This is a genomic window from Bacillus salipaludis, from assembly GCF_004358205.1.
Genome location: NZ_SMYO01000005.1, coordinates 117340 through 142548 on the forward strand (window position 1 = coordinate 117340; position 25209 = coordinate 142548).

The 25209-nt window shown below is 39.0% G+C and carries 25 protein-coding genes and 1 other RNA gene; 19 read left to right on the forward strand and 7 right to left on the reverse strand.

The window, feature by feature from the left end; genetic code table 11:
- Nucleotides 1-113 precede the first annotated feature (113 nt).
- Entirely contained in the window at nt 114-1043 is a 930-nt protein-coding gene (gene rarD, locus E2K98_RS11200) for an EamA family transporter RarD (protein ID WP_133334328.1), read from the forward strand.
- Nucleotides 1044-1084: 41 nt separating this feature from the next.
- On the opposite strand, the gene E2K98_RS11205 is transcribed toward rarD, so the two are convergent.
- Nucleotides 1085-1885: an NAD kinase gene (locus E2K98_RS11205; protein WP_133334329.1), complete on the reverse strand. Its 801-nt coding sequence runs from the start codon at nt 1883-1885 to the stop codon at nt 1085-1087.
- 162 nt (nt 1886-2047) lie between these two features.
- On the opposite strand from E2K98_RS11205, the gene sppA reads away from it, so the two are divergent.
- From sppA to E2K98_RS11250, 9 genes are all read left to right on the forward strand, one after another.
- Entirely contained in the window at nt 2048-3058 is a 1011-nt protein-coding gene (gene sppA / locus E2K98_RS11210; RefSeq protein ID WP_133334330.1) for a signal peptide peptidase SppA, read from the forward strand.
- Between the two features lie 131 nt (nt 3059-3189).
- Nucleotides 3190-3630 carry an RDD family protein gene (locus E2K98_RS11215; RefSeq protein ID WP_235824798.1) on the forward strand — a complete coding sequence of 147 codons (441 nt, stop codon included), beginning with the start codon at nt 3190-3192 and terminating at the stop codon, nt 3628-3630.
- 162 nt (nt 3631-3792) lie between these two features.
- The gene (locus E2K98_RS11220) at nt 3793-4407 is read left to right on the forward strand and encodes a DUF2953 domain-containing protein (RefSeq protein ID WP_235824788.1); all 615 of its coding nucleotides are present in this window, start codon (nt 3793-3795) and stop codon (nt 4405-4407) included.
- A gap of 17 nt (nt 4408-4424) precedes the next feature.
- Nucleotides 4425-4907 (forward strand): GerW family sporulation protein, encoded by a 483-nt coding sequence (gene ytfJ / locus E2K98_RS11225; RefSeq protein ID WP_133334332.1) that lies wholly within the window; start codon nt 4425-4427, stop codon nt 4905-4907.
- Nucleotides 4908-5075: 168 nt separating this feature from the next.
- Nucleotides 5076-5576, forward strand: coding sequence for a thiol peroxidase (tpx, locus tag E2K98_RS11230; RefSeq protein WP_026572190.1), 501 nt, complete (start codon nt 5076-5078; stop codon nt 5574-5576).
- 61 nt (nt 5577-5637) lie between these two features.
- Nucleotides 5638-6630, forward strand: coding sequence for a class I SAM-dependent methyltransferase (locus tag E2K98_RS11235; protein WP_133334333.1), 993 nt, complete (start codon nt 5638-5640; stop codon nt 6628-6630).
- Nucleotides 6631-7769: 1139 nt separating this feature from the next.
- Nucleotides 7770-8957: an acetate kinase gene (locus E2K98_RS11240; RefSeq protein ID WP_133334334.1), complete on the forward strand. Its 1188-nt coding sequence runs from the start codon at nt 7770-7772 to the stop codon at nt 8955-8957.
- Between the two features lie 109 nt (nt 8958-9066).
- Nucleotides 9067-9924 (forward strand): EcsC family protein, encoded by an 858-nt coding sequence (locus tag E2K98_RS11245; RefSeq protein ID WP_133334335.1) that lies wholly within the window; start codon nt 9067-9069, stop codon nt 9922-9924.
- Nucleotides 9905-10420, forward strand: a complete 516-nt coding sequence (locus tag E2K98_RS11250; protein WP_133334336.1) for a MogA/MoaB family molybdenum cofactor biosynthesis protein — start codon at nt 9905-9907, stop codon at nt 10418-10420. Before E2K98_RS11245 ends, E2K98_RS11250 begins: the two co-directional genes overlap by 20 nt.
- Before the next feature lie 28 nt (nt 10421-10448).
- On the opposite strand, the gene E2K98_RS11255 is transcribed toward E2K98_RS11250, so the two are convergent.
- Entirely contained in the window at nt 10449-10763 is a 315-nt protein-coding gene (locus E2K98_RS11255; protein ID WP_133334337.1) for a hypothetical protein, read from the reverse strand.
- A gap of 247 nt (nt 10764-11010) precedes the next feature.
- Between E2K98_RS11255 and E2K98_RS30910 the strand changes: the two genes are divergently transcribed.
- A complete protein-coding gene (locus tag E2K98_RS30910) occupies nt 11011-11160 on the forward strand; it encodes a hypothetical protein (RefSeq protein WP_165976245.1) in 150 nt (49 codons plus the stop codon).
- A gap of 163 nt (nt 11161-11323) precedes the next feature.
- Nucleotides 11324-12445 carry an alanine dehydrogenase gene (ald, locus tag E2K98_RS11260; protein ID WP_133334338.1) on the forward strand — a complete coding sequence of 374 codons (1122 nt, stop codon included), beginning with the start codon at nt 11324-11326 and terminating at the stop codon, nt 12443-12445.
- A 49-nt stretch (nt 12446-12494) separates the two neighbouring features.
- On the opposite strand, the gene ssrS is transcribed toward ald, so the two are convergent.
- Both ssrS and E2K98_RS11270 read right to left on the reverse strand, forming a co-directional pair.
- A non-coding RNA gene (gene ssrS / locus E2K98_RS11265) (6S RNA) lies at nt 12495-12690 on the reverse strand.
- Nucleotides 12691-12744: 54 nt separating this feature from the next.
- The gene (locus tag E2K98_RS11270) at nt 12745-13842 is read right to left on the reverse strand and encodes a M24 family metallopeptidase (protein WP_133334339.1); all 1098 of its coding nucleotides are present in this window, start codon (nt 13840-13842) and stop codon (nt 12745-12747) included.
- 222 nt (nt 13843-14064) lie between these two features.
- Here E2K98_RS11270 and E2K98_RS11275 point away from each other — a divergent pair, with 222 nt between their 5' ends.
- The 3 genes from E2K98_RS11275 (at nt 14065) to E2K98_RS11285 (ending at nt 16672) form a co-directional block, all read left to right on the forward strand.
- On the forward strand, nt 14065-14745 hold the full coding sequence (locus tag E2K98_RS11275; protein WP_133334340.1) for a metal-dependent hydrolase: 681 nt from the start codon (nt 14065-14067) through the stop codon (nt 14743-14745).
- A gap of 79 nt (nt 14746-14824) precedes the next feature.
- Nucleotides 14825-15061, forward strand: a complete 237-nt coding sequence (locus tag E2K98_RS11280) for a hypothetical protein (protein WP_133334341.1) — start codon at nt 14825-14827, stop codon at nt 15059-15061.
- A 291-nt stretch (nt 15062-15352) separates the two neighbouring features.
- Nucleotides 15353-16672, forward strand: coding sequence for a CBS domain-containing protein (locus E2K98_RS11285; RefSeq protein ID WP_133334342.1), 1320 nt, complete (start codon nt 15353-15355; stop codon nt 16670-16672).
- A 298-nt stretch (nt 16673-16970) separates the two neighbouring features.
- Here E2K98_RS11285 and E2K98_RS11290 read toward each other — a convergent pair whose 3' ends face one another.
- Nucleotides 16971-17276, reverse strand: coding sequence for a YtpI family protein (locus E2K98_RS11290; RefSeq protein ID WP_133334343.1), 306 nt, complete (start codon nt 17274-17276; stop codon nt 16971-16973).
- A gap of 100 nt (nt 17277-17376) precedes the next feature.
- On the opposite strand from E2K98_RS11290, the gene E2K98_RS11295 reads away from it, so the two are divergent.
- A complete protein-coding gene (locus E2K98_RS11295; RefSeq protein WP_133334344.1) occupies nt 17377-18318 on the forward strand; it encodes a DHH family phosphoesterase in 942 nt (313 codons plus the stop codon).
- Between the two features lie 299 nt (nt 18319-18617).
- Here the strand turns inward: E2K98_RS11295 and ytrI are convergent, their stop codons facing one another.
- Together ytrI and E2K98_RS11305 are read right to left on the reverse strand one after the other, a co-directional pair.
- On the reverse strand, nt 18618-19121 hold the full coding sequence (gene ytrI / locus E2K98_RS11300) for a sporulation membrane protein YtrI (RefSeq protein ID WP_026572203.1): 504 nt from the start codon (nt 19119-19121) through the stop codon (nt 18618-18620).
- Entirely contained in the window at nt 19118-19453 is a 336-nt protein-coding gene (locus E2K98_RS11305) for a YtrH family sporulation protein (RefSeq protein WP_133334345.1), read from the reverse strand. The genes ytrI and E2K98_RS11305 overlap by 4 nt, the downstream gene beginning before the upstream one ends.
- A 382-nt stretch (nt 19454-19835) precedes the next feature.
- Between E2K98_RS11305 and dnaE the strand changes: the two genes are divergently transcribed.
- The 3 genes from dnaE to E2K98_RS11320 all read left to right on the forward strand — a co-directional run bounded on the left by dnaE (nt 19836) and on the right by E2K98_RS11320 (nt 25198).
- Nucleotides 19836-23201, forward strand: a complete 3366-nt coding sequence (gene dnaE / locus E2K98_RS11310; protein ID WP_133334346.1) for a DNA polymerase III subunit alpha — start codon at nt 19836-19838, stop codon at nt 23199-23201.
- Between the two features lie 117 nt (nt 23202-23318).
- Entirely contained in the window at nt 23319-24557 is a 1239-nt protein-coding gene (locus E2K98_RS11315) for an NAD(P)-dependent malic enzyme (RefSeq protein ID WP_133334347.1), read from the forward strand.
- A gap of 56 nt (nt 24558-24613) precedes the next feature.
- Nucleotides 24614-25198, forward strand: coding sequence for a FadR/GntR family transcriptional regulator (locus E2K98_RS11320; protein ID WP_133334705.1), 585 nt, complete (start codon nt 24614-24616; stop codon nt 25196-25198).
- Nucleotides 25199-25209 lie beyond the last annotated feature (11 nt).

Consider the following 25209-nt stretch of genomic DNA (forward strand, 5'->3'; position numbering starts at 1 on the left):
ATTGTTTTTTATTTTGGGCAAAAATTGGTGAATTAAAATTCCCCCTTTTCCTTCCGTTTCACGTTATAATAATAAATATTTCGAAACTAGAAAGATTGGGGAACAGAACAACAATGAATAAATCAGAGATAAAAAAGGGAACCTTCCATGCAGGTTTCTCCTATTTCTTATGGGGGCTGCTGCCCATCTATTGGAAGCTCATCGATCAAGTAAGTGCCTTTGAAATTCTTGCGAACCGAATTTTTTGGTCGTTTATTTTTATGGTCCTAGTACTTTTATTAACAAGAAAATGGAGATTATTTACTCAAACCCTTAAAGGATTTGCACAAAATAAAAAACAGCTTTATGCCCTGGCCATTGCCTCGTTATTAATAAGCATTAATTGGTTTGTCTATATTTGGGCAGTTAACAGCGGTCATATGCTCGAAGCAAGCTTTGGCTATTATATCAATCCGCTCGTGAGTGTCCTATTGGGAATGATTGTCCTAAAAGAAAAATTGTCAATTGCACAATATATCTCATTTGGCCTAGCCACTATTGGGGTATTGATCATTTCAATTTCCCATGGGAAATTTCCTTGGATTGCCATTAGTCTAGCACTTTCTTTTGGGTTATACGGCCTTGCAAAAAAATTAATCAATGTAGAGTCAGCCGTGGGATTAACTCTTGAAACATTAGTTGTTGCACCGATTGCAGCAATATATATGTGTTTCCTATTTATTAATGGTACGAATTCATTTTTATCAGCAAGTGCGGTAACCGATTTACTGTTAGTAGGCGCCGGAGCGGCAACGGCTGTACCACTGCTTTATTTTGCAAAAGGTGCACAAAAAATTCCGTTATCCTTACTTGGATTCTTACAATACATTGCGCCGACTTTAACCTTAATTTTAGGCGTGTTTGTCTATAAAGAACATTTTTCAAAAACACAGCTGCTTTCCTTTATTTTTATTTGGTCCGCTTTAACGATTTATTCTTTATCTAAAACAAAACTATTTCCTCAGAGAGGATTAAATATCCAAAAAGAAAAATTAAACGGATAAAAATAGCAGCCACCGAGTTTAATTCTAGGGTGGCTGCTTTTTTATAGAAATTGTCTTTTCACTTTATGCCAGAATGAATTGTCTTTTAATTTAAGCGTCTTAATTTTTTTATTGCTCATTTTTATTTGAATTTTTTCCACATGGCGAATACTTAATGCTTCATTGTCCATACCCATTACGGGATGGTCATTTCCTTCTGAAATCACTTTAAGTGTCAGCGTACGTTCCTCTCCAATGATAAATGAAGACCCCAGTGTGCGGTACCGATTATTATTTAACGAAGCAACCTCACTGATTTGCATACAGGAAATTAACGGGTCAACAACGGAACCATTTAGTGATTTATTATAAGCAGTGCTGCCTGTAGGTGTGGCCACCACCAGCCCGTCTCCACGGAAGGTTTCAAAATGCAGCTGGTCAATGAACACGTCAATTACCAGCGTTTTAATAATGGAGGAACGGATGCTGAACTCATTCAAACATGGGAACATCCCTTGTCCATCCACTGTCACTTCAAGAAGAGGGTAACGACGGACTTCAAATTGTTCATTTACTGAAGCTTCAACCATTTTTGAGGTATCATCAATCCGAAAATCACAGTACATACTTAAGTTTCTAGTAGTCGAAATACCAGCGTAAAGACAATCCTCTCTAAAACCTGTTTTCCGGACGGCCTGCAGGAAAGTTCCGTCATGCCCGATGCTGGCAATAATATTTGCTTTCAGTTGATCATCAACGATCGTAAAACCATATTGTTCAGCTAACTCATAAATATGCGAAGCTTTTGAAAGCATATCGGCATCACGTGTGTGGTAAAAGTAAATATTGCGGCGACTTTCCATAAATGGACCTCCTAAATACAAAAATAATTTCCAATTTTTAACGTTTATAAAAATATCTTTTGATAAAATGATGATAATCTTATTTAGTTTAGCATTTTTTTGAAACAATATGAAAATACGGACGTAAATTTAACTGGATTGACACAGGTGGGGGGAAAGAATATGAATGGAAAACGCTGGGCAGCACTCGGAATTGCAGCAGCACTATTTTTTGTCTCAGTGGTTATTAACTTTTTATCAGCTTTTGCCTTTAAGGGTATTGAGACGGATATAGGTGAATTTTTATCAACAAGTGAGCAGCCTTTTACTGAAGAGGTAGTTAAAGACGGAAGCGAGCTAAAAAAAATTGCAGTCCTAGATGTGGATGGGGTTATTCAAGATACGGGTGAAACAGCCTCTTTATTACAAAGTTCCGGCTATAACCATCAGGACTTTATGAAAAAATTAAACTATATCAAAGAGGATGATACAGTCAAGGGTATCATCATAAGAGTCAATTCTCCCGGGGGTGGAGTCGTCGAAAGTGCCGAGATCCATGATAAACTAGAGGAGATTCAAAAAGATACGAAAAAACCGGTCTATATTTCAATGGGGTCAATGGCAGCGTCGGGAGGATATTATATTTCAACAGCAGCTAAAAGGATTTATGCAAGTCCAGAAACACTTACTGGATCTCTTGGAGTTATTATGGAAGGGATCAATTATGAAGGATTAGCGAAGAAGTATGGCGTCGATTTTGTCACGATTAAAAGTGGAAAATATAAAGACATTATGAGTCCAACTAGAAAAATGACCGAGGAAGAGCGGCAAATTCTTCAACGAATGATTAATAATTCGTATCAGGGATTTGTCAAGGTTATATCTGAGGGCCGCCATTTAAGTATTGAGCAGGTAAAAAAGATTGCGGACGGGAGAGTATATGACGGTCGGCAGGCGAAAGAATTGAATTTAATTGATGGCTATGGATATTTGGATGATGTTATTAAGAAAATGAAAAAGGATGAGAATTTGAAGGGAGCAAAGGTTATTCGCTATTCAGATGACCTTGGATTTGGTTCATTATTCAGTATGCAGGTTCATAAATGGATGGGAGAAAACGCGGAAATGGCCGGAATGCTAAAAATTCTCTCTAAACCCAATTCACCAAGGCTCATGTATCTTTATGCGGAATAGGGGCGAAGTAGATGGAAAGCAATTATGATCAAGAAAACAAAAATCAAATAGAGGATCATCGCTCCGAAGAAATGATGATACATCAAGAAGAAGAGATTAACAGCGAAAACAACGTCCAACTAAAAAAGGAAATGATAAAGGAATTACCGCGATATCCAATTCGATATGCCGGATTTTGGATGCGTTTTTGGGCATATCTACTTGACTTAATTATAGTTGGGAGCCTAGTCAGGCTGTTGATTAAGCCTGTATTTCGCATACTTGACATCTCTTTAGCTGAATTTAATATGTTTGCTCCCATTTCTATTGCTTCTGCGGTTATTTTTTATTTATATTTTGTCTTGATGACGAAATATTTCCAGCAGACACTTGGCAAAATGGTATTTGGGATAAAAGTAGTTGATTTGAATAAGGATCAATTAACTTGGGGAACTGTTTTATTCCGTGAATGGATCGGCCGCTTTATTTCGGCGACAATCATTGTCGGATATGTAATTGCTGCCTTTCTTCCGAAAAAACAAGGATTGCACGATCTCTTTTCAGACACTACGGTAATCCACGCAGAAAAGTAATTTTTAAGCCTATCAACTTTTTGTTGATGGGTTTATTTTTTTGCCTTAAAGCCATACTAATAGGCTGAAAGGCTGTGAATGAAATTGATCTGGGTCCTTCTAATCTTTGTTATTCTTGTGCTCTTATTCTTACTGATTATTTTTACAAAGCTGACGATTAAAGTGAATTATTATCACCATAATGACAATGATGATTTAAAAATCGAGTTTAAGATTTGGTTTGGCCTGATTAAATTCAAAAAACATATTCCATTAATTAAAGTGGATGATGATTCACCAAGTATTGTTGTCAAAGATAAAAAGAAAAAAGGCCATTCTTCTGAAAAATCCTCAAATGATGAGGTACATCAAATTACTCCCGATGAAATGATTACGAATTTTAATAATACAAAAGAAATTCTAAAGCATATAGTTGATATGCATATAATCATCCGTAAGTTTTTAAAAAAGGTCTCTATACAACAATTTGAATGGCATACGATGTTTGGGATAGGGGATGCTGCACATACAGGAGTATTATGTGGAGGACTTTGGACGATTAAAGGAGGTATTGTTGGTTTACTAAGTAACTATTTTAATTTAAAAGAAATGCCTATTTTACAGGTTACACCACACTTTCAAGCAACCGTTATTCAAACACAATTTTCATGTATGTTTCAGTTTCGAATCGGGCAAGCTATTTTAGCAGGATTAAAACTAATAAAATTCTGGAAGGGCGGACGCCCGAAATTAAAATCAAACACTAATTTTTCAAAGGAAAAAACTAAATCCGTTTGAAAGAGGAGGAAACTACGATGTCTGACCATCCAATTCAAGGTTTGATGACAACGGCAATGGAAAGCTTAAAAGAAATGATTGATGTAAATACAATTATCGGGGATCCTGTTGAAACCCCGGATGGAAGTGTCATTTTAACAGTTTCAAAGGTTGGTTTTGGATTTGCGGCCGGTGGAAGTGAATTTAAAGGAGGCGGCGGTGGAGGCCAACAAGGTCAGGGCCAAAATCAAGGTCAGGGCCATAATCAGTCAAGCCTCCCATTCGGAGGAGGAAGCGGAGCCGGGGTTTCTATTACACCCATTGCCTTTTTAATTGTAAATTCTCAAGGTGTGAAAATGCTTCATTTGGACGAAAGTACTCATTTGTATGAAAAAATATTGGAACTGGCACCACAGGCAGTGGATAAAATCCAGCAAATGTTTTCGAAAAGAGATCACCTACATTCAACCAGCCAGCAAAATAGCCATCAGTCTCAAGAAAAACATGATCTTGATTTATAATGAAAAGGTTAATCTTCCGAGAAAAGGAGGATTAACTTTTTTCATGGATAGGTTTCAGGTTGAAATAATTGCAAAAAAGATTCTGAAAAGATATATTTACACTGTACATATTAGCGGTATGACATTAAATTGCCGCTCAATTTGATAAAAACAAAGGAGGATGTAAATATGGCAAACGTGACATTTGGCGGTAAAGCGGTAACATTATTAGGCAGTGAGGTAAAAGTAGGGGAAAAGGCACCTAATTTTACTGTGCTTGCAAATGATCGTTCAGAGGTTACTTTAAATGATACAAAGGGACAGGTGCGTTTAATTACTTCTGTACCTTCTTTGGATACAGGTGTATGTGATGCAGAAACACGTCGTTTTAACGAGGAAGCAAACAATTTAGGGAATGTAAAAATCCTAACGATCAGCTGCGATCTTCCATTTGCACAAAAGCGCTGGTGTGGAGCGAACGGAATCGAAAACGTACAGACATTATCCGATCATCGTGACCTTTCTTTCGGTGAAGCATATGGTGTTGCTATGCAAGAACATAGATTATTAGCACGTGCAGTGTTCGTGGTTGATTCCAGCGATACTGTGACATATGTTGAATATGTGAGTGAAGCAACGCATCATCCTAATTATGAAGCAGCAATCGAAGCAGCTAAAAGTGCGAAATAATTAAATGTAGAGGAGGCCTCGTCAATGGCGGGGTCTTTTTTGATTATATGGAGGTTATAGGATGAAAGTTTCTCCAGTTGAAGAGCTTTTTACGGTATTTAATCAGACGGCCCTCGTGATTCAGGAGGAATTAGAATGCAGCTTTTTAGAGGCATTGGCTGAAACAGGGGAGAACCTTTTTCAGGGTTCTATCCTTCAGGAGGAGTTAAGTGAATTAACCGTAAAAAGACTAAAAAAACATTATGAAGAAATTCAGATTAATAAATATTCAAATGAAGAAATTCGAAAAGCGTACCAGCTTGTGATTTTAAAAGGGATGCAGGAAAATGTGCAGCCAAATCATCAAATGACGCCTGATTCGATTGGTATGCTTATTGGTTATTTAGTTCAAAAGTTTGGCGTGCAACCATCAATGCGCTTGCTTGACCCGGCAATTGGAACAGGTAATTTATTAACGACTGTATTAAACCATTTACAAAAGGAAGTGGTTTCAATCGGCGTTGAGGTTGATGACCTTTTAATAAGGCTGGCTTACATTAATGCTAATTTGCAACAGCATCCCGTAGAGCTTTTCAATCAGGATAGCCTCGAGCCATTATTTATTGATCCAGTTGATGTGGTAATTGGAGATCTACCTGTTGGTTACTATCCGAATGATGTTCGGGCCGCGGATTATCAATTGCAGGCAAAAGAAGGGCATTCCTATTCACACCATCTATTTATTGAACAAAGTGTCAAGCACACAAAACCAGGAGGGTATCTATTTTTCCTGGTGCCAAATACACTTTTTGAAAGTGACCAAGCCAAAGGGCTTCACGAATTTATAAAGGAACATGTTATTATACAAGGGTTCCTTCAATTGCCAAATAGTATGTTTAAAAATAAGAGTACGGCAAAAAGTATTTTAGTTTTGCAGAAGAAAGGTGAGGAAGTTCTGCCTCCAAAGCAAGCTTTACTTGTTAATCTGCCAAGTCTGTCAAATGCTGCAGAAATGGATAAAATCTTATTAAAAATGGACAAATGGTTCCAAGAGAATAAACCAAAAAACCGATAAAATATCGGTTTTTTTTCAGGCTGTCGAAAATCTTTCGATTGCCTTTTATTTTATTTGATCTCTTAAAAAATGCACTGCTTTAATTCATTATATATTATTAGAGTTTGGTCTCTGCAACAAGTCTGTTGATTTCCGCTCCAGGTGCGTGCGGTTCGCGGGCGTGCCGGGAAGCCTCCTAGGCGCTTTGGCGCCTGCGGGGTCTCCCCTGCCCCGTACTCCCGCAGGACAATGAATTGCTTCCTTGAATCCGCCCACGCACGAAGAAAATGCGTTAGCATTTTCGAGGAGTCTTCTCGCCTTCCGCTCCAATCAACAGATGCATTTTTAAAAAAATTTCACTCCATGAATATTTAAAATAATTGGTGAATTTAATTTTAGGCCAAGAAGAGTTTCGCCAAAGTGAATAGAATTCGTTTCTGATGGATTAGACCCAGATGACTACCTTCTATGCTTGATTGACAAATCTATTGGTTTTTCGTCTATTATTTAAAAAGTAAATCTGGAATAATGCTTTATAAATTTATAAAGGAAAAAATTGGGCGAAGCTTCGCAGGCTGGAAAGAGCTCTTCGTGGGCTTTCCGATTCCGGTTATGGGATTTGGACAGAACCGGTGAACAGGTTATTACCGCAGCCTGCCAAAATTATAGAAGATTACAATACAGTTAACAAGGTTTGAAAAAGTGTGTTGTAATACATTGTTTTACTAGCTTGTTGATTGGAGCGGAGGGCACTCGACTCCTGCGGGATAGAGAGGTCACTGGAGACCCCACAGGCGCACGCGCCGAGGAGGCTCCAGGACCTCCCCGCGCGGAAAGCGAGTGACCGGAGCGGAAATCAACAGGCCCTATTGCAGGGAAATCAAAAGACAAAGTAAAAAATCGCTAAAAAAATACCCTTTCTAAACAATCTTAACCGATGAATTTTTGTTTTTTTGTTTTTTACTAATAGTACAAAAACTTTGAATAAAATTATATTTTAGATGTAACCGCTGACACTTAAATTACTCCTTGAAATGTGACAAATCGAGTGTTTAAATGAGTAATTGAGAGATATATTCAATTTCGGTTTGCAAAGGCTAAAGATGAGAGAAAAGAGTCCTTTAAAACCGATGTTTTTATATAAAAGGAGCTGTAGCAAAATGTCTAAAATTATTGCAATCAATGCCGGCAGTTCATCCTTAAAGTTTCAATTATTTGAAATGCCAAGTGAGAATGTTATTACAAAAGGGTTAATTGAGAGAATCGGTTTAAAAGATTCTATTTTTAATATCACTGCACATGGTGAAAAAGTTCAAGAAATCATCGATATTCCAAATCATGATGTGGCCGTTAAAATGTTGTTAGATAAACTTACGTCGCTCAGAATTATTGAATCACTGGATGAAATTGAAGGAATCGGACATCGTGTAGTACATGGTGGAGAAGCCTTTAATGATTCTGTTCTCATTACCGATGACGTATTGGCAAAAATCGAGGAGCTATCGGAATTGGCGCCACTGCATAACCCGGCAAATATTACTGGAATTCAAGCATTTCAAGGAGTATTGCCGAATGTTCCGTCAGTTGCTGTCTTTGACACAGCCTTCCATCAAACGATGCCTGAAAGCTCTTTTTTATATAGTCTTCCATATGAATACTACAAAAATTATGGAATTCGAAAATATGGTTTCCATGGTACGTCCCATAAATATGTGTCACAGCGTGCCGCTGAGCTATTAGGTCGTCCAGTTGAACAACTGCGCCTTATATCCTGCCACTTAGGGAATGGGGCAAGTATTGCAGCTATTGAAGGCGGTAAATCAATTGATACTTCAATGGGCTTTACACCACTTGCAGGGGTTACAATGGGAACGCGTTCAGGAAATATTGACCCAGCGTTGATTCCATATATCATGGAAAAAACGAATAAAACGGCTGAAGAAGTTCTTGATATTTTAAATAAAAAGAGTGGAATGCTGGCTGTTTCCGGTTTTTCAAGTGATTTACGGGATATTGAAATTCAAGCGAAACAAGGAAACGCCCGGGCAAAACTTGCGTTAGATGTATTCGCAAACAGAATTCATAAATACATTGGTTCCTATGCATCCCGTATGTATGGTGTAGATGCGATTATTTTTACTGCGGGAATCGGCGAAAACAGCGATGTGATTAGAGAAAATGTTCTTAAAGGGTTAGAATTCATGGGAGTTTACTGGGATCCTGCCCTTAATAAGGTTAGAGGAGAAGAAGCCTTCATTAATTATCCTCACTCACCTGTTAAGGTATTGATCATCCCGACAAATGAAGAAGTAATGATCGCCCGCGACGTGGTTCGCTTGGCAAATTAGGATTTAATATAAAAGGCAAAGTCTCTCTAAAGGGATTTTGCTTTTTTTAATCCTTCTGTTTCTTTATGCTATACTTAAAGAAAGAATTGGAAACAGGAGGAGTGTTTTCATGCCGCTCTCAGACAGGGAGAAAAACGTCTTAAAGGAAATAAGGGAATGGGAAAATCATTTATTCAGTTATGAAGTAAATGACTTTCAATTGACCTATGAAAAATACTTAGAGCGTTCCTTTTTACTTTTACCCAAAATGGTTCAAAAAAAGTTTTTTCTATTAGTCGACAACTGGTTGTTTCACTTACATGGCTTGATTCAGGGTTCCCAGCTTCAGATGGATGCGAAGGAACGAATTCTTTCATCCGGAAGGATTTTTTACAAGGAGTTAGAAAAAATAGATGATCTAAAAAAATTAGATATCAATCAACTGCAATACATAGCCCAGCAACAAATTGCCAAGCATCGGCTGTATTCCTTTGCACAAGGTGGACTATCTGGAACAGGCGGTACCCTGCTTTTAGGAATGGATATTCCGGCAATTGCCGTGATTAATTTACGAGCTGTGCAATTAATTGCCATGACTTATGGATTTGAGGTCAATACTCCTTTTGAAATGATGACTTCACTGAAGGTTTTTCATACTGCTACACTTCCTCCTAGGATTCAGAAGGATGGATGGGCGGCGCTCATGCATGAATTAGACGGAAACGATGATTTTTATTTTTATCAAGGGAATGAAGAAATAACGGATATTACCTGGCTGGAGCAGCCTGTCCAACAGCTGTTAAAGGCAATGGTCATTGCTTTATTTCGAAAAAAATTGATTCAGGGCATTCCGCTTGTCAGCATGGCGATTGGGGCAGGGGCAAATTATCAGTTAACAAGGAAAGTTACGGAAGTTGCCCACAAATATTATCAGCTTCGTTATTTAAAAGAAAAAGAGGAGTATCCGGATGAGTACGAAAGAGCATAAAAAAGAAGCGCCGAAAACCGTTCATTGTAAAGTAATTACGGTTAGTGATACACGAAATGAAGAAAGTGACAAAAGCGGGAGATTGATGATTGACCTCCTAGAGCAAGCAGGTCATAAGGTCCTTGATTATTGTATAGTAAAAGATGAAAAAGCCCCTATTCAAGAAGAAATTTTAAAGGGCTGTGAACGAGAGGATATCGAGATTATTATCACCAATGGAGGCACAGGTATTGCCAAACGGGATGTGACGATTGAGACCGTCAAGGCGCTAATTGAAAAAGAAATTGTTGGGTTTGGAGAATTGTTTAGAATGTTAAGCTACCAGCTAGATATAGGATCTGCAGCCATACTTTCACGAGCTATTGCAGGGGTTGTGAAAGATAAAGCCGTTTTTTCTACCCCGGGCTCTTCAGGTGCCGTAAAGCTTGCGATGGAAAAACTTATTCTTCCAGAAATAGGGCATGTGGTAAGAGAATTGAAAAAGGACTTGAAATAAAAGAGGCTCCCATAAGCGGGAGCTTTTTCTAATGGTGCATTTTTACTGAAACAGTTTGATTTGCGCGATACCAAATCCATAAATCATTAATAATGGAAGCGAGATCCGCGATTTCACTGTTTAGTTCACAGGAACGAGGGAAGTCGCTTTCATCTGAAAGTTGTGATTGTTTTTGATTAATCGTATGTTCAAGTTCTGCAATTCTGTCAGGAATGGTGCCGCGAATTTGCTCCCAATAGAACAAGATAGCAGCCTGGGTCTGGCGGGAATACTGTTCCCAATCTAGTTGAATGTCAGGGAGTTGAATTCCCAGACGTTGATCGAAAGAAAAATGTTCTTCCATACATTTGCCTCCACATGTATAGTTTTTTTTATTTTACTACACATTATCGGAGCTTTCACTGGAAAACTATTAATCTAACCTAAAATATAAATGTAAAACAATTACACAAGTTAATAGCATTATGTATTTTTTATTAAGTCGATGATTCATCATCTCTTTTACCCGAATTATACAACAATTGGAAATGTATAGATGTGCCAATTTTTCGAACAATAATGGGGTATTAATTATTGAAGGGGGCAGGCACATGAGCAAGCGTAATCCGAATAAGCAAAATATTTTTGAGTTTGATGAACAGGGGACAAATGAGGTAAGCGAGCAAATCTTGAATTCGTATAATAGCGGATTTATCGGAGAGGGAACCGAACAGACTGAAAGCAGCAGTACAGAAGGTTAGGCAGGGAAGGATGGAAGGCTGTCCGAATGAGGGCAGTCTTTTTCTTTTTTTATTCTATTTTCAATAAATCACTGGAATCTATATTCATAACAGGCTTTGACATTATTAAGCTTATGGGTGGATATAATAGTAAATATGGATGATTTAAAATGGAGGTAAGGATATGCGGATTGGAGTACCTAAAGAGATAAAAAATAACGAAAATCGTGTAGCGATGACACCTGCCGGGGTAGTAAACCTATTAAAATTTGGTCATGATGTATATATTGAAAAAGGAGCGGGGCATGGATCTGGTTTTTCTGATGAGGATTATGCTTCAGCTGGAGCAAAGATAGTAGATTCGGCCGGAGAAGCTTGGTCGATGGAAATGGTTATGAAGGTAAAGGAACCACTCCCAAGTGAGTACTCCTATTTTCGTGAAGGGCTAATATTATTTACATATTTACATTTAGCCCCGGAACCGGAATTAACCAAAGCTCTCATCGATAATAAAGTGGTTGGAATTGCCTATGAAACCGTTCAGCTATCAAATAGAAGTTTGCCATTATTGACTCCTATGAGTGAAGTAGCTGGTAGAATGGCAGCACAAATTGGTGCTCAGTTTCTTGAAAAGGTTCATGGCGGTAAAGGAATATTGCTTTCCGGAGTGCCGGGGGTTCATCGAGGAAATGTGACAATTATCGGTGGCGGGGTTGCCGGTACCAATGCAGCCAAAATGGCCATTGGATTAGGTGCGAAGGTTACGATTATTGATTTGAACCCCGACAGGCTTCGTCAATTGGATGATATTTTTGGTTCAGACGTGACTACGTTAATGTCTAACCATTATAATATTGCCGAAGCTGTTAAGGAATCAGATCTTGTAATTGGAGCTGTCTTAATCCCGGGAGCAAAAGCACCGAAGCTTGTCACGGAAGAAATGATTCAGTCAATGAAACCGGGCGGTGTTGTCGTAGATATCGCCATTGATCAGGGGGGGATTTTTGAAACAACAGACCGGATTACGACACATGATAATCCAACATATGTAAAGCATGGGGTAGTCCATTATGCTGTTGCAAACATGCCAGGGGCTGTTCCGCGTACCTCCACCATTGCTTTAACAAATGTAACGGTTCCGTATGCATTAGACATTGCGAATAAGGGATATAAAGCGGCTTGCCTTAAAAATGAAGCATTGTTGAAAGGAATTAATACACTTGGCGGCTATGTAACCTACGAGGCAGTGGCAGAAGCACATGGTCTTCAATTTAAGGATACAAAGACATTGTTAGAAAAGGTGTAAGGTATATAAAAAAACCAGCTTCAATTTGAAGCTGGTTTTTAGTTACTAATATGTAGCCGCAATTGCCGTATTCATATAAGAAAGTTTTAAACCACCACTCCTCAAAGTGGGTGTTCGCAGAAACCTTCCTGCCTGTCCTCCATGTCTTGTAGACAGAGGCATGTCATTTCAGTTTCAATGTTAAAACTCCCTTTTACAGCTTAAAGGTTAAAACTTTATTATCATTACGTACAATGCAGCTTGTATTATTATTTTACTGCAGATTACTCGATTGTTCAATAGATAAAAATTCCATATGGTTATTTAATAATTTGTAATTCTTTCGGGAAGTTTGTTAATACTTTAGCACCGTCCGCGGTAATAAAGAGATCATCCTCAATTCGAACCCCGGCTACCTCAGGTACATAAATTCCTGGTTCAATTGTATATACCATGCCTTCTTCGATGACCAACTGATTTGTTTCAGTCATGGAAGGATATTCATGAACACTAATTCCAAGTCCATGTCCTAAACGGTGTGGAAAATACTCTCCATATCCTGCATCAGCAATAATTCTGCGGGCGGTTAGGTCAACCTCTGCTGCTGTCACACCAGGCTTACTAGCCTCAATTGCGGCAAGCTGCGCTTTTAAGACAGTGTCATAAATTTCTTTTTGCTTATCATTAATGTCTCCGTATGCAACGGTTCTAGTGATATCAGAGCAATAGCGATCAACGACAACACCGAGGTCAAATAAAACCAAATCGCCTTTTTTTATTTTTGTTAACCCCGGGTTGCCGTGCGGAGATGCAGCGTTTGTACCAGTTAAAACCATCGTTGCAAAGGACATTTCGGTAACGCCCTTTTGTTTTAATGCATATTCGACTGCATTAAGAACATCTAATTCTGTTTTGCCTTCTTTGATTTCACTTGCGCCGAATTCGACAGCATAGTCTGCGAGTGCACAAGCCTCCTCGATAACTTTTAATTCCTTAGCATCCTTAATCATTCGAAGAATACGTAATTTTTCTTCAGCAGAAATAAAAGCAGCTTTTGGGAAAAGGCTCGATAGTTGTTCGTACCGTTCCACATTCATATGTTCTTTTTCAATCGCTGTTTTCGATACGATTCTGATTCTTTTTTGAATAGAGCTTTGAATCATTTCCCAAGGATTTTCGATGTCATTATATCCTATGATTTCATGGTCCCATCCGGAGCGTTTCGCATCATGAACTTCCATGGCCGGACAAACAAGAAATGGTTCCTCTTGTTGAAAAACAACAAGAGCCAGCAGGCGTTCATGCGGATTCGTAAAATATCCGCTTAGGTAAAAAACATTTTCTGAAGAGGTGATGAAGCTTACTTCGATTTCATTTTCTTTCATCCAAGCTTGAAGCTTTTCTACACGTTGATTCATGTTAGTTCCCCCTTAAAAATCATTTCCACTTTTGAGATTATCAATTTAACGCCTGAATGTAAACAAACTGGGCTTTAGAAGTGATAGTTTATTATAGGACTGTTACAGTTCAGTTTTTTGCTAAAAGTGTTATCTTTTGGGTAAAGTTATTTTGTGAGGAAGGAATTCCTAATTTTAGTATGGAAGTAATTATAAAACTATTTAATGAGAGGAGTTAAAACAATGAAAATTTCTTATCATGGCCATTCCATTGTTCAAATTCAAACGGAAGGGAAAACAATTTTAATTGACCCGTTCATTCGAGGAAACTCTTTAACGGATCTAAATGTGGAAGCGGTAAATCCTGATGTTATTCTGTTAACACATGGTCATAACGACCATGTCGGTGATACGGTTGAAATTGCAAAAAGAACCGGTGCCCTTGTTGTTGCCAACGCTGACCTAACCACTTATCTCAGCTGGCAAGGTGTTCAAACCCATGGGATGAATATAGGCGGTGCCTATCAATTTGATTTTGGAAAGGTCAAACTGACACAGGCTTTTCATGGATCAGGTTATGCAACTGTTAACAATGAGATCGTGTATTGCGGCATGCCAACGGGTATTTTGTTTAGCAATGAGGGTAAAACAATTTACCATGCCGGCGATACAGGGCTTTTCTCCGATATGAAGTTAATTGGTGAGCGTCATCCAATTGATGTTGCCTTCCTGCCAATCGGTGATAATTTTACGATGGGCGCGGAGGATGCGGCTTATGCTGCCAAATTATTAAACGCGAAAACAGTTGTGCCGATTCATTTTAATACATTCCCGCCAATTAAGCAGGACCCGAATAAATTTATTGAACTACTTGAGGAACAAAACGGTAAAGTTCTTCAGCCAGGGGAAGCTATAGAATTATAATGAATTAAGGTATTTGTCTACTTTTTTTCCTCTTTCTAGCATAAATATGAAACAAGCAGTTTTTAAGGGAGGAAAAAATGTGAAGAAAAACAGATATTTATTATGTCTTTTACTTTGCGGAGCAATGCTTTATTATGCAGTGCCTCAATTATCGGTAACCGCACCGGGGCAGAAAGGGATTTTTGCTTTAGCGTGGCTTGCCTTTGCTCTAATGGTGATTGCCGGTAATTTAACGGGAATTCTTTATAGCCCGAAAAAAGCAGCTCAAAAACATCAACCAAACCGCAGTAAAAGAAAATCCCGCATGTTTCATTAAAGAGTATAAGAAAAGCTCCGGTAGAACCAATACCGGAGCTTTTTCGTAATAATGTAACAATCCTCATTGTCTAGCTCCACCGCCTAGCCTCTCGAGTCGCTTCGGTCCTGCCCATGAAGTCAAAGAACGACTTCACAGTCATGCCCGCAAGCAGCTGTCGGGGCTAACCAAGGCGCTTCCGCTTTTCTTGTATTGTATCAAGGCTTTTTTAACTCTATAATTAAATTTACACACGGAATCCGGGAAAGTCATTACTGGATGAATGGGAATTTAAAATAAAGGGTGACGGTCTTGGCTACAAAACATGAACAAATTTTACAATATATAGATACACTTCCTGTAGGCGAAAAAATCTCTGTCCGCCAAATTGCAAAGGCGATGAATGTCAGCGAAGGAACTGCCTATCGAGCCATTAAGGAAGCTGAAAATAAAGGATATGTCAGCACCATTGAACGGGTTGGGACCATTAGAATAGAGAGGAAGAAAAAAGAAAACATCGAAAAACTTACCTTCGCAGAGATTGTAAATATTGTGGATGGTCAAGTTTTAGGGGGAAGAACGGGACTCCATAAAACACTTAATAAATTCGTCATTGGAGCAATGAAATTAGAGGCAATGATGCGCTATACCGAAGCGGGCAACCTATTAATCGTCGGCAACCGGACGCAAGCTCATGAGCTTGCCTTGAAAGAAGGAGCGGCAGTCCTGATAACTGGGGGATTTGATGCCGAAGACCAAATCAAAAAGCTTGCAGATAATCTTGAATTGCCAGTTATCTCAACGAGCTATGATACGTTTACTGTAGCAACGATGATTAACCGTGCCATTTATGACCAATTAATAAAAAAAGAAATTATCTTGGTGGAAGATATTTTAACTCCTTTGTCTGAAACATTTTTTCTAAAAACATCAGATAAGGTTTCAAAATGGCATGAATTAAATCAACAAACCACCCACAGCCGTTATCCGGTTGTAGACCATAATATGAAGGTTCAAGGGATGGTTACCTCAAAGGATATATTAGGGCAGGATTTTGAAACAACTATTGATAAGATTATGACAAAAAATCCAATGACTGTAAGCGGAAAAACAAGTGTTGCTTCCACAGCCCATATGATGGTGTGGGAGGGAATAGAGGTTCTTCCGGTGGCAGATGATTCGAACCGTTTAGAAGGGATTATCAGCAGGCAGGATGTGTTAAAAACGCTGCAAATGAATCAACGGCAGCCGCAAGTCGGTGAAACGATTGATGATATCGTAACCAACCAGATGGAATTAATTCAAGGGAAGGCAAAAGGGGAAGAGGTTTATTCCTGTGAAGTCAGCCCGCAAATGACGAATCATCTTGGAACCATTTCCTATGGTGTCTTTACCACGATTGTCTCTGATGCGGCAAATCGAATTTTACGAAGCTATAAAAAAGGCGATCTTGTCGTTGAAAATATGACCATCTATTTTCTTAAACCCGTTCAAATGGAAAGTACACTAGAAATTTATCCAAAAGTGCTTGAAGTAGGGCGGAAGTTCGGTAAGGTGGACGTTGAGGTATTTAATGACGGCATATTGGTTGGGAAAGCGATGATGATGTGTCAGCTAATTGATCGAACCTAAAAAATACTATGTTAAAGAACCATGTTGATTTTTAAACAAAGTTGATTGGAGTGGAAGGCACGTAGACTCCTCGAAAATGCTAACGCATTTTCTTCGTGCGTGGGCCGATTCAAGGAAGCAATTCAGTGTCCTGTGGGAGTATGGGGCAGGGAAGACCCCGCAGGAGCAAAGTGACGAAGAGGTTTCCCAGACCGCCCACGAACCGCTTGTGCTAGGAGCGGAAATCAACAACTAAGTTTCACAGTGCCAAAAATAAGAAAAGCCGCTCCTGATATTAATGGAGCGGCCTTTCATTTATTTACTGTCTTTTTAGGGCCTCGGCTTCTTTAACAGCAAATGGCAGGTAATGTTTATAAGCTTTATACCCTGTCCAAGAGCTTATGCCGCCAATGATAATAAAAACAGCAGCAACAATAATGGTAACGGTTGTTTGCGATAAATATACAGTATTAATACCGAAAGAGAAGACAAAAAGACCAAGGGCAATACTCGATTTAGCCGAAAGCCATTTCTTTTCAGCAGGACGGTTGCTTCTAAAGTACTTTGTTTTATAAAATAAGTATAGTACAAATAATAGGACAATTAAAATAACGAGTACTGACATTTTTAGCTCCTCCGAACTTTTAAAAAATCATCTACTATTGTACAGGTTATCATCAAAAAATGCCAGAACCGGTTCAAAATGAACAGAAAAAGGAGACGCCATGCAAGAAAAAATCTTAGAAACAATTAAAAAATATGAAACCATTATTGTTCATCGCCATGTTCGTCCAGACCCTGATGCATATGGTTCCCAATGCGGACTTGTCGAAATGTTGAGAGCATCTTTTCCAGAGAAAAAGATTTATGCGGTGGGCCGCGAAGAACCATCCCTTCATTTTATGCAGCGATTGGATACCATCGAGGATGCAGTATATAACGGTGCACTTGTGATTGTGTGTGATACAGCTAACACAGAAAGAATTTGCGACAGCCGGTATACTTTAGGAGATATGCTGATAAAAATTGATCACCATCCAAACGAAGACCCGTATGGAGACCTTTTATGGGTGGATACGAGTGCAAGCTCTTGCAGTGAAATGATTTATGATTTCTATTTATTTGGGAAAGAGCAAGGTCTGAACATGAATGATAAAGCAGCAAGACTCTTGTATGGAGGGATTGTTGGCGATACTGGCAGATTTCTTTATCCAAGTACAACAGAAAAGACTTTTTCACATGCAGGAGAATTAATCCAATATAATTTTTCACGAACAGAACTCTATGACAAGATGTATGAGCTGGATTTAAATATCATTAAGTTAAATGGATATATTTTACAGAACTTTGAGCTGCAGGAATATGGAGTGGCCTCGGTTATTCTTACAAAGGAGCTTTTAGAGGAATTTGGGGCGAAACCGCCGGAAGCCTCCTTATTAGTTAGTACATTAGGGGACGTTAAAGGAATCACAGCCTGGGTCTTTTTCATTGAAGAAGATGACCAAATTAGGCTTCGCCTCCGCTCAAAAGGACCGGTAATTAATGGAGTAGCACGCAAGTTTAAAGGCGGCGGTCATCCCCTTGCTGCAGGTGCATCCATTCATTCTTGGGATGAAGTGGACTTAGTTTTAAACGAACTACGAGAGGTTTGCAAATCTCATTCCTAATTATTAAAATTAATGGCTGTATTAAAGGATAATGTTGATTTTTGACAACGTTGATGGGAGCGGAAGGCGCGAAGACTCCTCAAAAATGCTAACGCATTTTCTTCGTGCGTGGGCGGATTCAAGGAAGCAATTCATTGTCCTGTGGGAGTACGGGGCAGGGGAGACCCCACAGGAGCGAAGCGACGAGGAGGCTCCCTTGGACCGCCCACGAACCGCTTGCGCCTGGAGCGGAAATCAACCTCCAAGTTTAACACAGCCAAATTAATAAAAATTCGGCCCTTTATTGTTAGGGCCGAATATTATTCATCAAAATTAATTTCAAGCTCAATGGAAAGAGTGGTATAAACAATCATTTCTTTCACTTCCAGCTTGTATCTTTTATTGTTAATTTTCACTCTTTTATTTTCAATGATTTTTTTAATCAAATCCTTACTTTTATAAACAGTTTCGAGGTCCTTGGCCAGCATCATGCTAATATCGTCCTTTACGGATTCCTCTGTTTCAAATGTACTTAGCTGATCAAGCTTATATTTCTCCCAGTTTGTAATCCGAACATTTATTTTTTGAACTGTAATTTGTTCAATATTGCGTTTATTACTCTCTTTATATTCCTGTTGCCAAATATTAATATCCTTTTTCAATTCCAGGATTTCATCCTCCTGAAGACGGATTTTATGCGTATGCTTTTCTTGCCATACCCCAAAAATATATAAAAAAATGACCCAACTAATTGCACCGCCAACAGCCATTCCGGAAAAAAATCTTTGCCATGCGGGCCTTCTATAGTAAGGCGGGATTCTCATGATAAATGCTCCTGTGTCAACCAATTGATTATTAGAGCACCTGTTTGGGCACCGCCAAGTGCGGAAAGAATTAAGAGGATCTGTTTAAATACATCCTTTGTCTCAGCATTAAAAATTCCTCTCTCAAAGCTGTACACAGCATCAAAGGTCCCGCCAATCGCTGCTACAATTGCCCATATTCGAAGGGCTGAAGACAAACGAGCAACGGCTGTCAGAGGCGGCTGTCCAGTTAGGAAAGAAGCAATTCCCCCAATTAATGACCCGCCAAGTAAAACGCCTAAGGCAATAAAGTAGCTTTCGATAAAAGTAGGAAAAAACCCAATCTCTTTCATGATTTCAACCGCCCTTACACAAAATCAGTAATCTCTTACTCATTTATATGGACAAAGCCTAACGAATATGTTTTTTGCACTAAAATATGAGTAATGTCTAGCTCCAGCGCCTAGGGACTCTATGGTCTACAGCCAATCCGTCAAGAAGGTCAAAGTACAACCTTCTCGCCGGCTCGTTTTATGCTAGGCTACAAAAAGCTAACGCTTTTTGTACGCATTAAGTGCGGCTAATCACTGGATTTGCTACGCTTGCCAGTGATTAGCCGCACTATATTGCCCCTGACCAAGGTGCTTCTGCTTTTCTTTAGGGGAACATATTTTCTTTTTTTCAATGAAGTTCTATAATAAGAAATAGATAATCGTTTTAAGGGTGTGATGACTAATGTCTTTTATTCACCTGCATGTATATAGCGCGTACAGCTTATTAACGAGTACGGCATCTGTTCCTAATTTGGTAGAAAACGCAAAGAAAAAGGGTTTTTCCGCCATAGCGATAACAGACCGAAATGTCATGTACGGAACAATCGAATTTTATAAATTATGTAAGAAATTTGATATAAAACCCATCATCGGTTTAACCATAAATGTTCAAAGTGAAGAAGCAGAGGCGGAGTCTTTTCCGCTTGTCTTACTGGCAGAAAATGAACAAGGCTTTAAAAACCTATTAAAAATATCAAGTGCGGTTCAAACTAAATCACCAAGTGGTATTCCTTTCAAGTGGTTAAAACACTATGCAAAAGGGTTAATTGCTATTACCCCGGGAATCGAGGGGGAAATTGAACAATATCTAGCAGAACGGAAGGAAGAATTAGCAGAAACTGCTGCCAGAAAGTTGAGGGGAATTTTCGGTAATGACCATCTTTTTTTCTCGATTCAAGATCATCATTTGGAGAAAGAAAGATTGATAAGAGATGGAATTCTATCACTTTCCCAAAAGTTAAATATACCCATTGTTGCAACAAACTCTGTTCAGTATTTAGAAAAAGATGATTCTTTCGCACATGAAGTCATGCTGGCCATCAAAAATGGTGATAAAGTAAATGATGAAAATCATGAAAAATTGGGGAGTGACCATTTTTATTTAAAAACACCAGAAGAAATGGTTGAGACTTTTTCTGAAATACCGGAAGCCTTAGAAAATACAATCGCCATTGAAAAACGCTGTCAGGTAAACATTGAATTAAACAAGACTTTTCTACCTGTATATCCAACAGAAAATGGTATGCAAGCAGAAGATTATTTGGACATGCTTTGTAAAAAGGGATTAGCTGAGCGTATAACTAATCCTTCAGAAGAATATCAAAAAAGGCTTGCTTACGAATTATCGGTCATTAAACGAATGAAGTTTAGCAACTATTTTTTAATTGTTTGGGATTTTATGAGATATTCTCGTGAGAATGGGATTTTGACCGGGCCGGGCCGGGGGTCGGCAGCAGGTTCTCTTGTTGCCTATGTACTGTACATTACGGATGTAGACCCGATTCAGCATCATTTATTATTTGAACGTTTTTTGAATCCGGAACGAATTTCCATGCCTGATATTGATATCGATTTTCCGGACCATCGCCGCGATGAAGTCATTGAATATGTTGCAGATAAATATGGGGATTTGCATGTTGCTCAGATTGTCACGTTCGGAACAATGGCGGCAAAAGCAGCATTGCGGGATGTCGGCAGAGCATTTGGATTCAATTCAAAGGAATTGGATCATCTTTCAAGGCTTATTCCCACTCGATTAGGAATAAGTCTAAATGCTGCCTATAACGAATCAGAGGCATTAAGAAATTTTATTCACGAAAATCAATTGAACCGGCGTCTCTATGAGACTGCCTTGAAACTTGAAGGGCTCCCGCGGCATACATCCACGCATGCGGCAGGAGTAGTGATCAGTGAAAAGCAGCTTGTTGATTTAATCCCCATTCAACAGGGAAGCGGAAATGTTTATTTAACGCAATATTCAATGGAATACCTTGAAGAAATTGGCCTGTTAAAAATGGACTTTCTTGGATTAAGAAATTTATCGCTGATTGAATCCATTTTAGCTTCCATAAAGAGAAAAACCGGTAAAAAAGTAGAGATCGGTTCCATATCACTAAACGATTCTGAAACGTTTGAACTGTTAGCGAGCGGGGAAACCACAGGAATTTTCCAGCTGGAATCGGAGGGAATGAGAAAGGTGCTAGTCCGCTTAAAGCCCTCACGATTCGAAGATATTGTGGCGGTTAATGCGTTGTACCGGCCAGGTCCAATGGAAAATATCCCGCTGTTTATTGATCGCAAACATGGAATAAAGCCCGTTAGTTATCCACATCCGGATTTAAAAAACATCCTTGAGAATACATATGGAGTCATCGTCTATCAGGAGCAAATCATGCAAATTGCCTCGACAATGGCCGGATTCTCGCTGGGAGAAGCCGATTTATTGAGAAGAGCTGTTGGAAAGAAGCAAAAAGAGACACTGGACCGTGAGCGAAACCATTTTGTCCAAGGGGCTTTAAAAAAGGGTTATGAACAGAGTTTGGCGAATGAAATATACGATTTGATTGTCCGCTTTGCCAATTATGGATTTAATCGAAGCCATGCAGTTGCCTATAGTATGATTGCCTATCAGCTTGCTTATTTAAAAGCACATTATCCATTGCATTTTATGGCGGGGTTATTAACGGCTTCGATTGGAAATGAATCAAAAATATCGCAATATATTATGGAATCAAGGCAAAAGGGGATTAAAGTACTTCCTCCTTCCATAAATAACAGCGGGTATTCATTTCAAGTGGAACCGGAAGGGATTCGTTATAGTTTGGCGGCTATCAAGGGTATCGGTGCAGCTGCCTTGAAAGAAATCTTTGGAGCAAGAAAAAAGAAAAAATTTGAAGATTTATTTGATTTTTGCAGCCGTATTTCATCGAAAGCAATTAATCGTAAACAGCTTGAAACCCTGGTTCATTCCGGAAGCTTTGATGAATTTGGGGAAGACCGTGCGGTCCTGCTCGCCAGTTTAGATGTTGCAATTGAACATGCCCAGCTGGTGAATCCGGATGACTCCAGCCAAATTGACTTTTTTTCCGGTGAAGAGTACTTTCCGAAACCAATGTATGTACAGGTTGATCCAATTAGGTCCGAGGACAAGCTTTCCTTTGAAAAAGAAGCACTCGGATTTTACCTTTCCAATCATCCTGTTTCCACGTATGAACAGGAGTTAAAACAAAAGGGGGCTCAAGCGATATTTGAGCTTACTATGAATAGGAACAGGGCAATTTCAGGAATTTATGTTACTGCCTCAAAAAAAATTCGTACGAAAAAAGGTGAATCGATGGCCTTTCTTACCATTAGTGATTCAAGTGGTGAAATGGAGGCAGTGGTTTTTCCTGCTGTTTATAAACGCTTTTCAGCAATTTTAGACCAAGGGAAATTTGCCGTCGTCGAGGGAAAGGTAGAAGAAAGGGAAGGGAAACGTCAATTTATTATCCAGCAGGCAGCAGAAATGCAGCACTGGCTTCAGGAAAAAAAGCAAAAAGCCTCTGTGTTATATATTAAAATTGTCGAGGGAAAACAGGATGAACTTTCTTTAAGGAAATTATATTATTTTTTAAAGGAGGAAAAGGGGGATACTAGTGTTGTCTTACATTATGAATCCACCCGAAAAACTGTCCGATTAGCAAGTGAATATAATGTACATCCCACTTCTAAATTATTGACAAACTTGGGGGACTTTCTTGGTCCCGATAATGTCGTATTGAAAGAATAATTCTTTACAACTTTCGCAGATATGTTATAGTGATAAAGAGACGAGTGTGGTCAGACCACTCATAGTCGGAGAGATTTCAAAAAAACTTTTTGGTGATAATTTAAGGGGTGACTTAGCTTGACTTTACGTGAAGAAGCATTACATATGCACCGCATTAACAAGGGGAAATTAGAATCAAAATCAAAAGTTCAAGTTCGAAATGCTAAGGATTTGAGTTTAGCATATTCACCAGGTGTAGCGGAGCCTTGTAAAGATATCTATGAAAAACCCGAAACTGTTTACGACTATACAATGAAGGGGAATATGGTTGCCGTTGTGTCCGATGGGACAGCTGTACTTGGTCTTGGAAATATCGGCCCTGAAGCTGCATTGCCTGTTATGGAAGGAAAAGCAGTCCTATTCAAAAGCTTTGCAGGAGTGGATGCTTTCCCAATCTGTTTAAATACTACAGATGTTGATAAAATCGTTGAAACTGTTAAGCTGATGGAACCAACCTTTGGCGGTGTCAATCTTGAAGATATTGCTGCTCCACATTGTTTTGTTATTGAAGAAAGATTAAAAAAAGAAGCCAATATCCCAATTTTCCACGATGACCAGCACGGTACAGCGATTGTTACGGCTGCTGGATTAGTCAATGCCTTAAAGTTAATTGGTAAAAAGATGACTGAAATTAAAGTGGTTGCGAATGGCGCCGGTGCTGCCGGGATTGCAATCATTAAATTGTTATATCATTATGGTGTAAGAGATATTATCATGTGTGATACAAAGGGAGCCATTTATGAAGGCCGTCCTGTCGGAATGAACGCCGTTAAGACTGAAGTGGCGAAATTCACTAATCATGATAATTTAGCTGGAAGTCTTGAAGATGTAATTAAAGGCGCGGACGTCTTTATTGGGGTTTCTGTTGCTGGTGCCCTTACAAAAGAAATGGTTGCATCTATGAACGAAGATGCGATTATCTTTGCCATGGCTAACCCTGATCCAGAAATTATGCCTCATGTAGCAAAAGAAGCCGGGGCAAAGGTTGTTGGGACAGGAAGATCAGACTTCCCAAACCAAGTAAACAATGTTCTTGCATTCCCTGGGATTTTCCGTGGAGCGCTTGATGTTCGTGCGACACATATCAATGAAAAAATGAAAGTGGCTGCTGTTGAGGCGATTGCTGGTTTAATCTCAGAAGCTGAGCTTAATGAGGATTATGTCATTCCGGGACCATTTGATCCCCGTGTTGCACCTGCAGTAGCATCAGCTGTTGCAAAAGCTGCAATGGAAACAGGAGTTGCACGTATTAAAGTTGACCCTGAAGAAGTAAAAGAAAAAACGATGAGACTTGCTATTATTGGAAAAAGTGAGTGAGATCGTAAGTGTCAAATACGAAAGTTTACCTCGAAATTGTAAAGCAGTTGAGAGAAATGATCACTGCTGACGGACTTAAGTCCGGCGATAAAATACCATCTGAACGGGAATTATCAGAGCGCCTGAATGTCGGGCGCTCTTCCGTTCGAGAGGCCCTTAGAGCATTAGAATTGCTGGGGTTAATTGAAACGAGACGCGGGGAAGGAACCTTTATTAGAGATTTCCGCGGGAACCAGCTTGTACAACTTTTAAGTACCTTTATTTTACAGGATGAAAAAGCGAAACAAGATGTTTTTGAAACAAAAAATTTAATTGAAATGGATTGTCTCCGATTAGCCATTCAACGAATGGGTAAAGAAAGTATTTTGAAACTCATTGAAAAAGTTAAATCCGGTCAATTGGATGATGATGAGTTTTTTTACCGAATCATTGAAAACGCTGATAACCATTTATTTTTAAGAATGTGGTTAATTTTAAAGGATTATTACAACTCACTCCATTTAAGAAAAGTTGAATATAAACGGGAAGATTACCTTATTTTACTCGAAGCGTTAGCGGAAAAAAATGAGCAAAAAGCGCTTTCAGCCTACCGGAATCTGCGAAAATTGTCTTCTTTAGCGACAAATACTAACAAAATTTGAACCCCAAATCC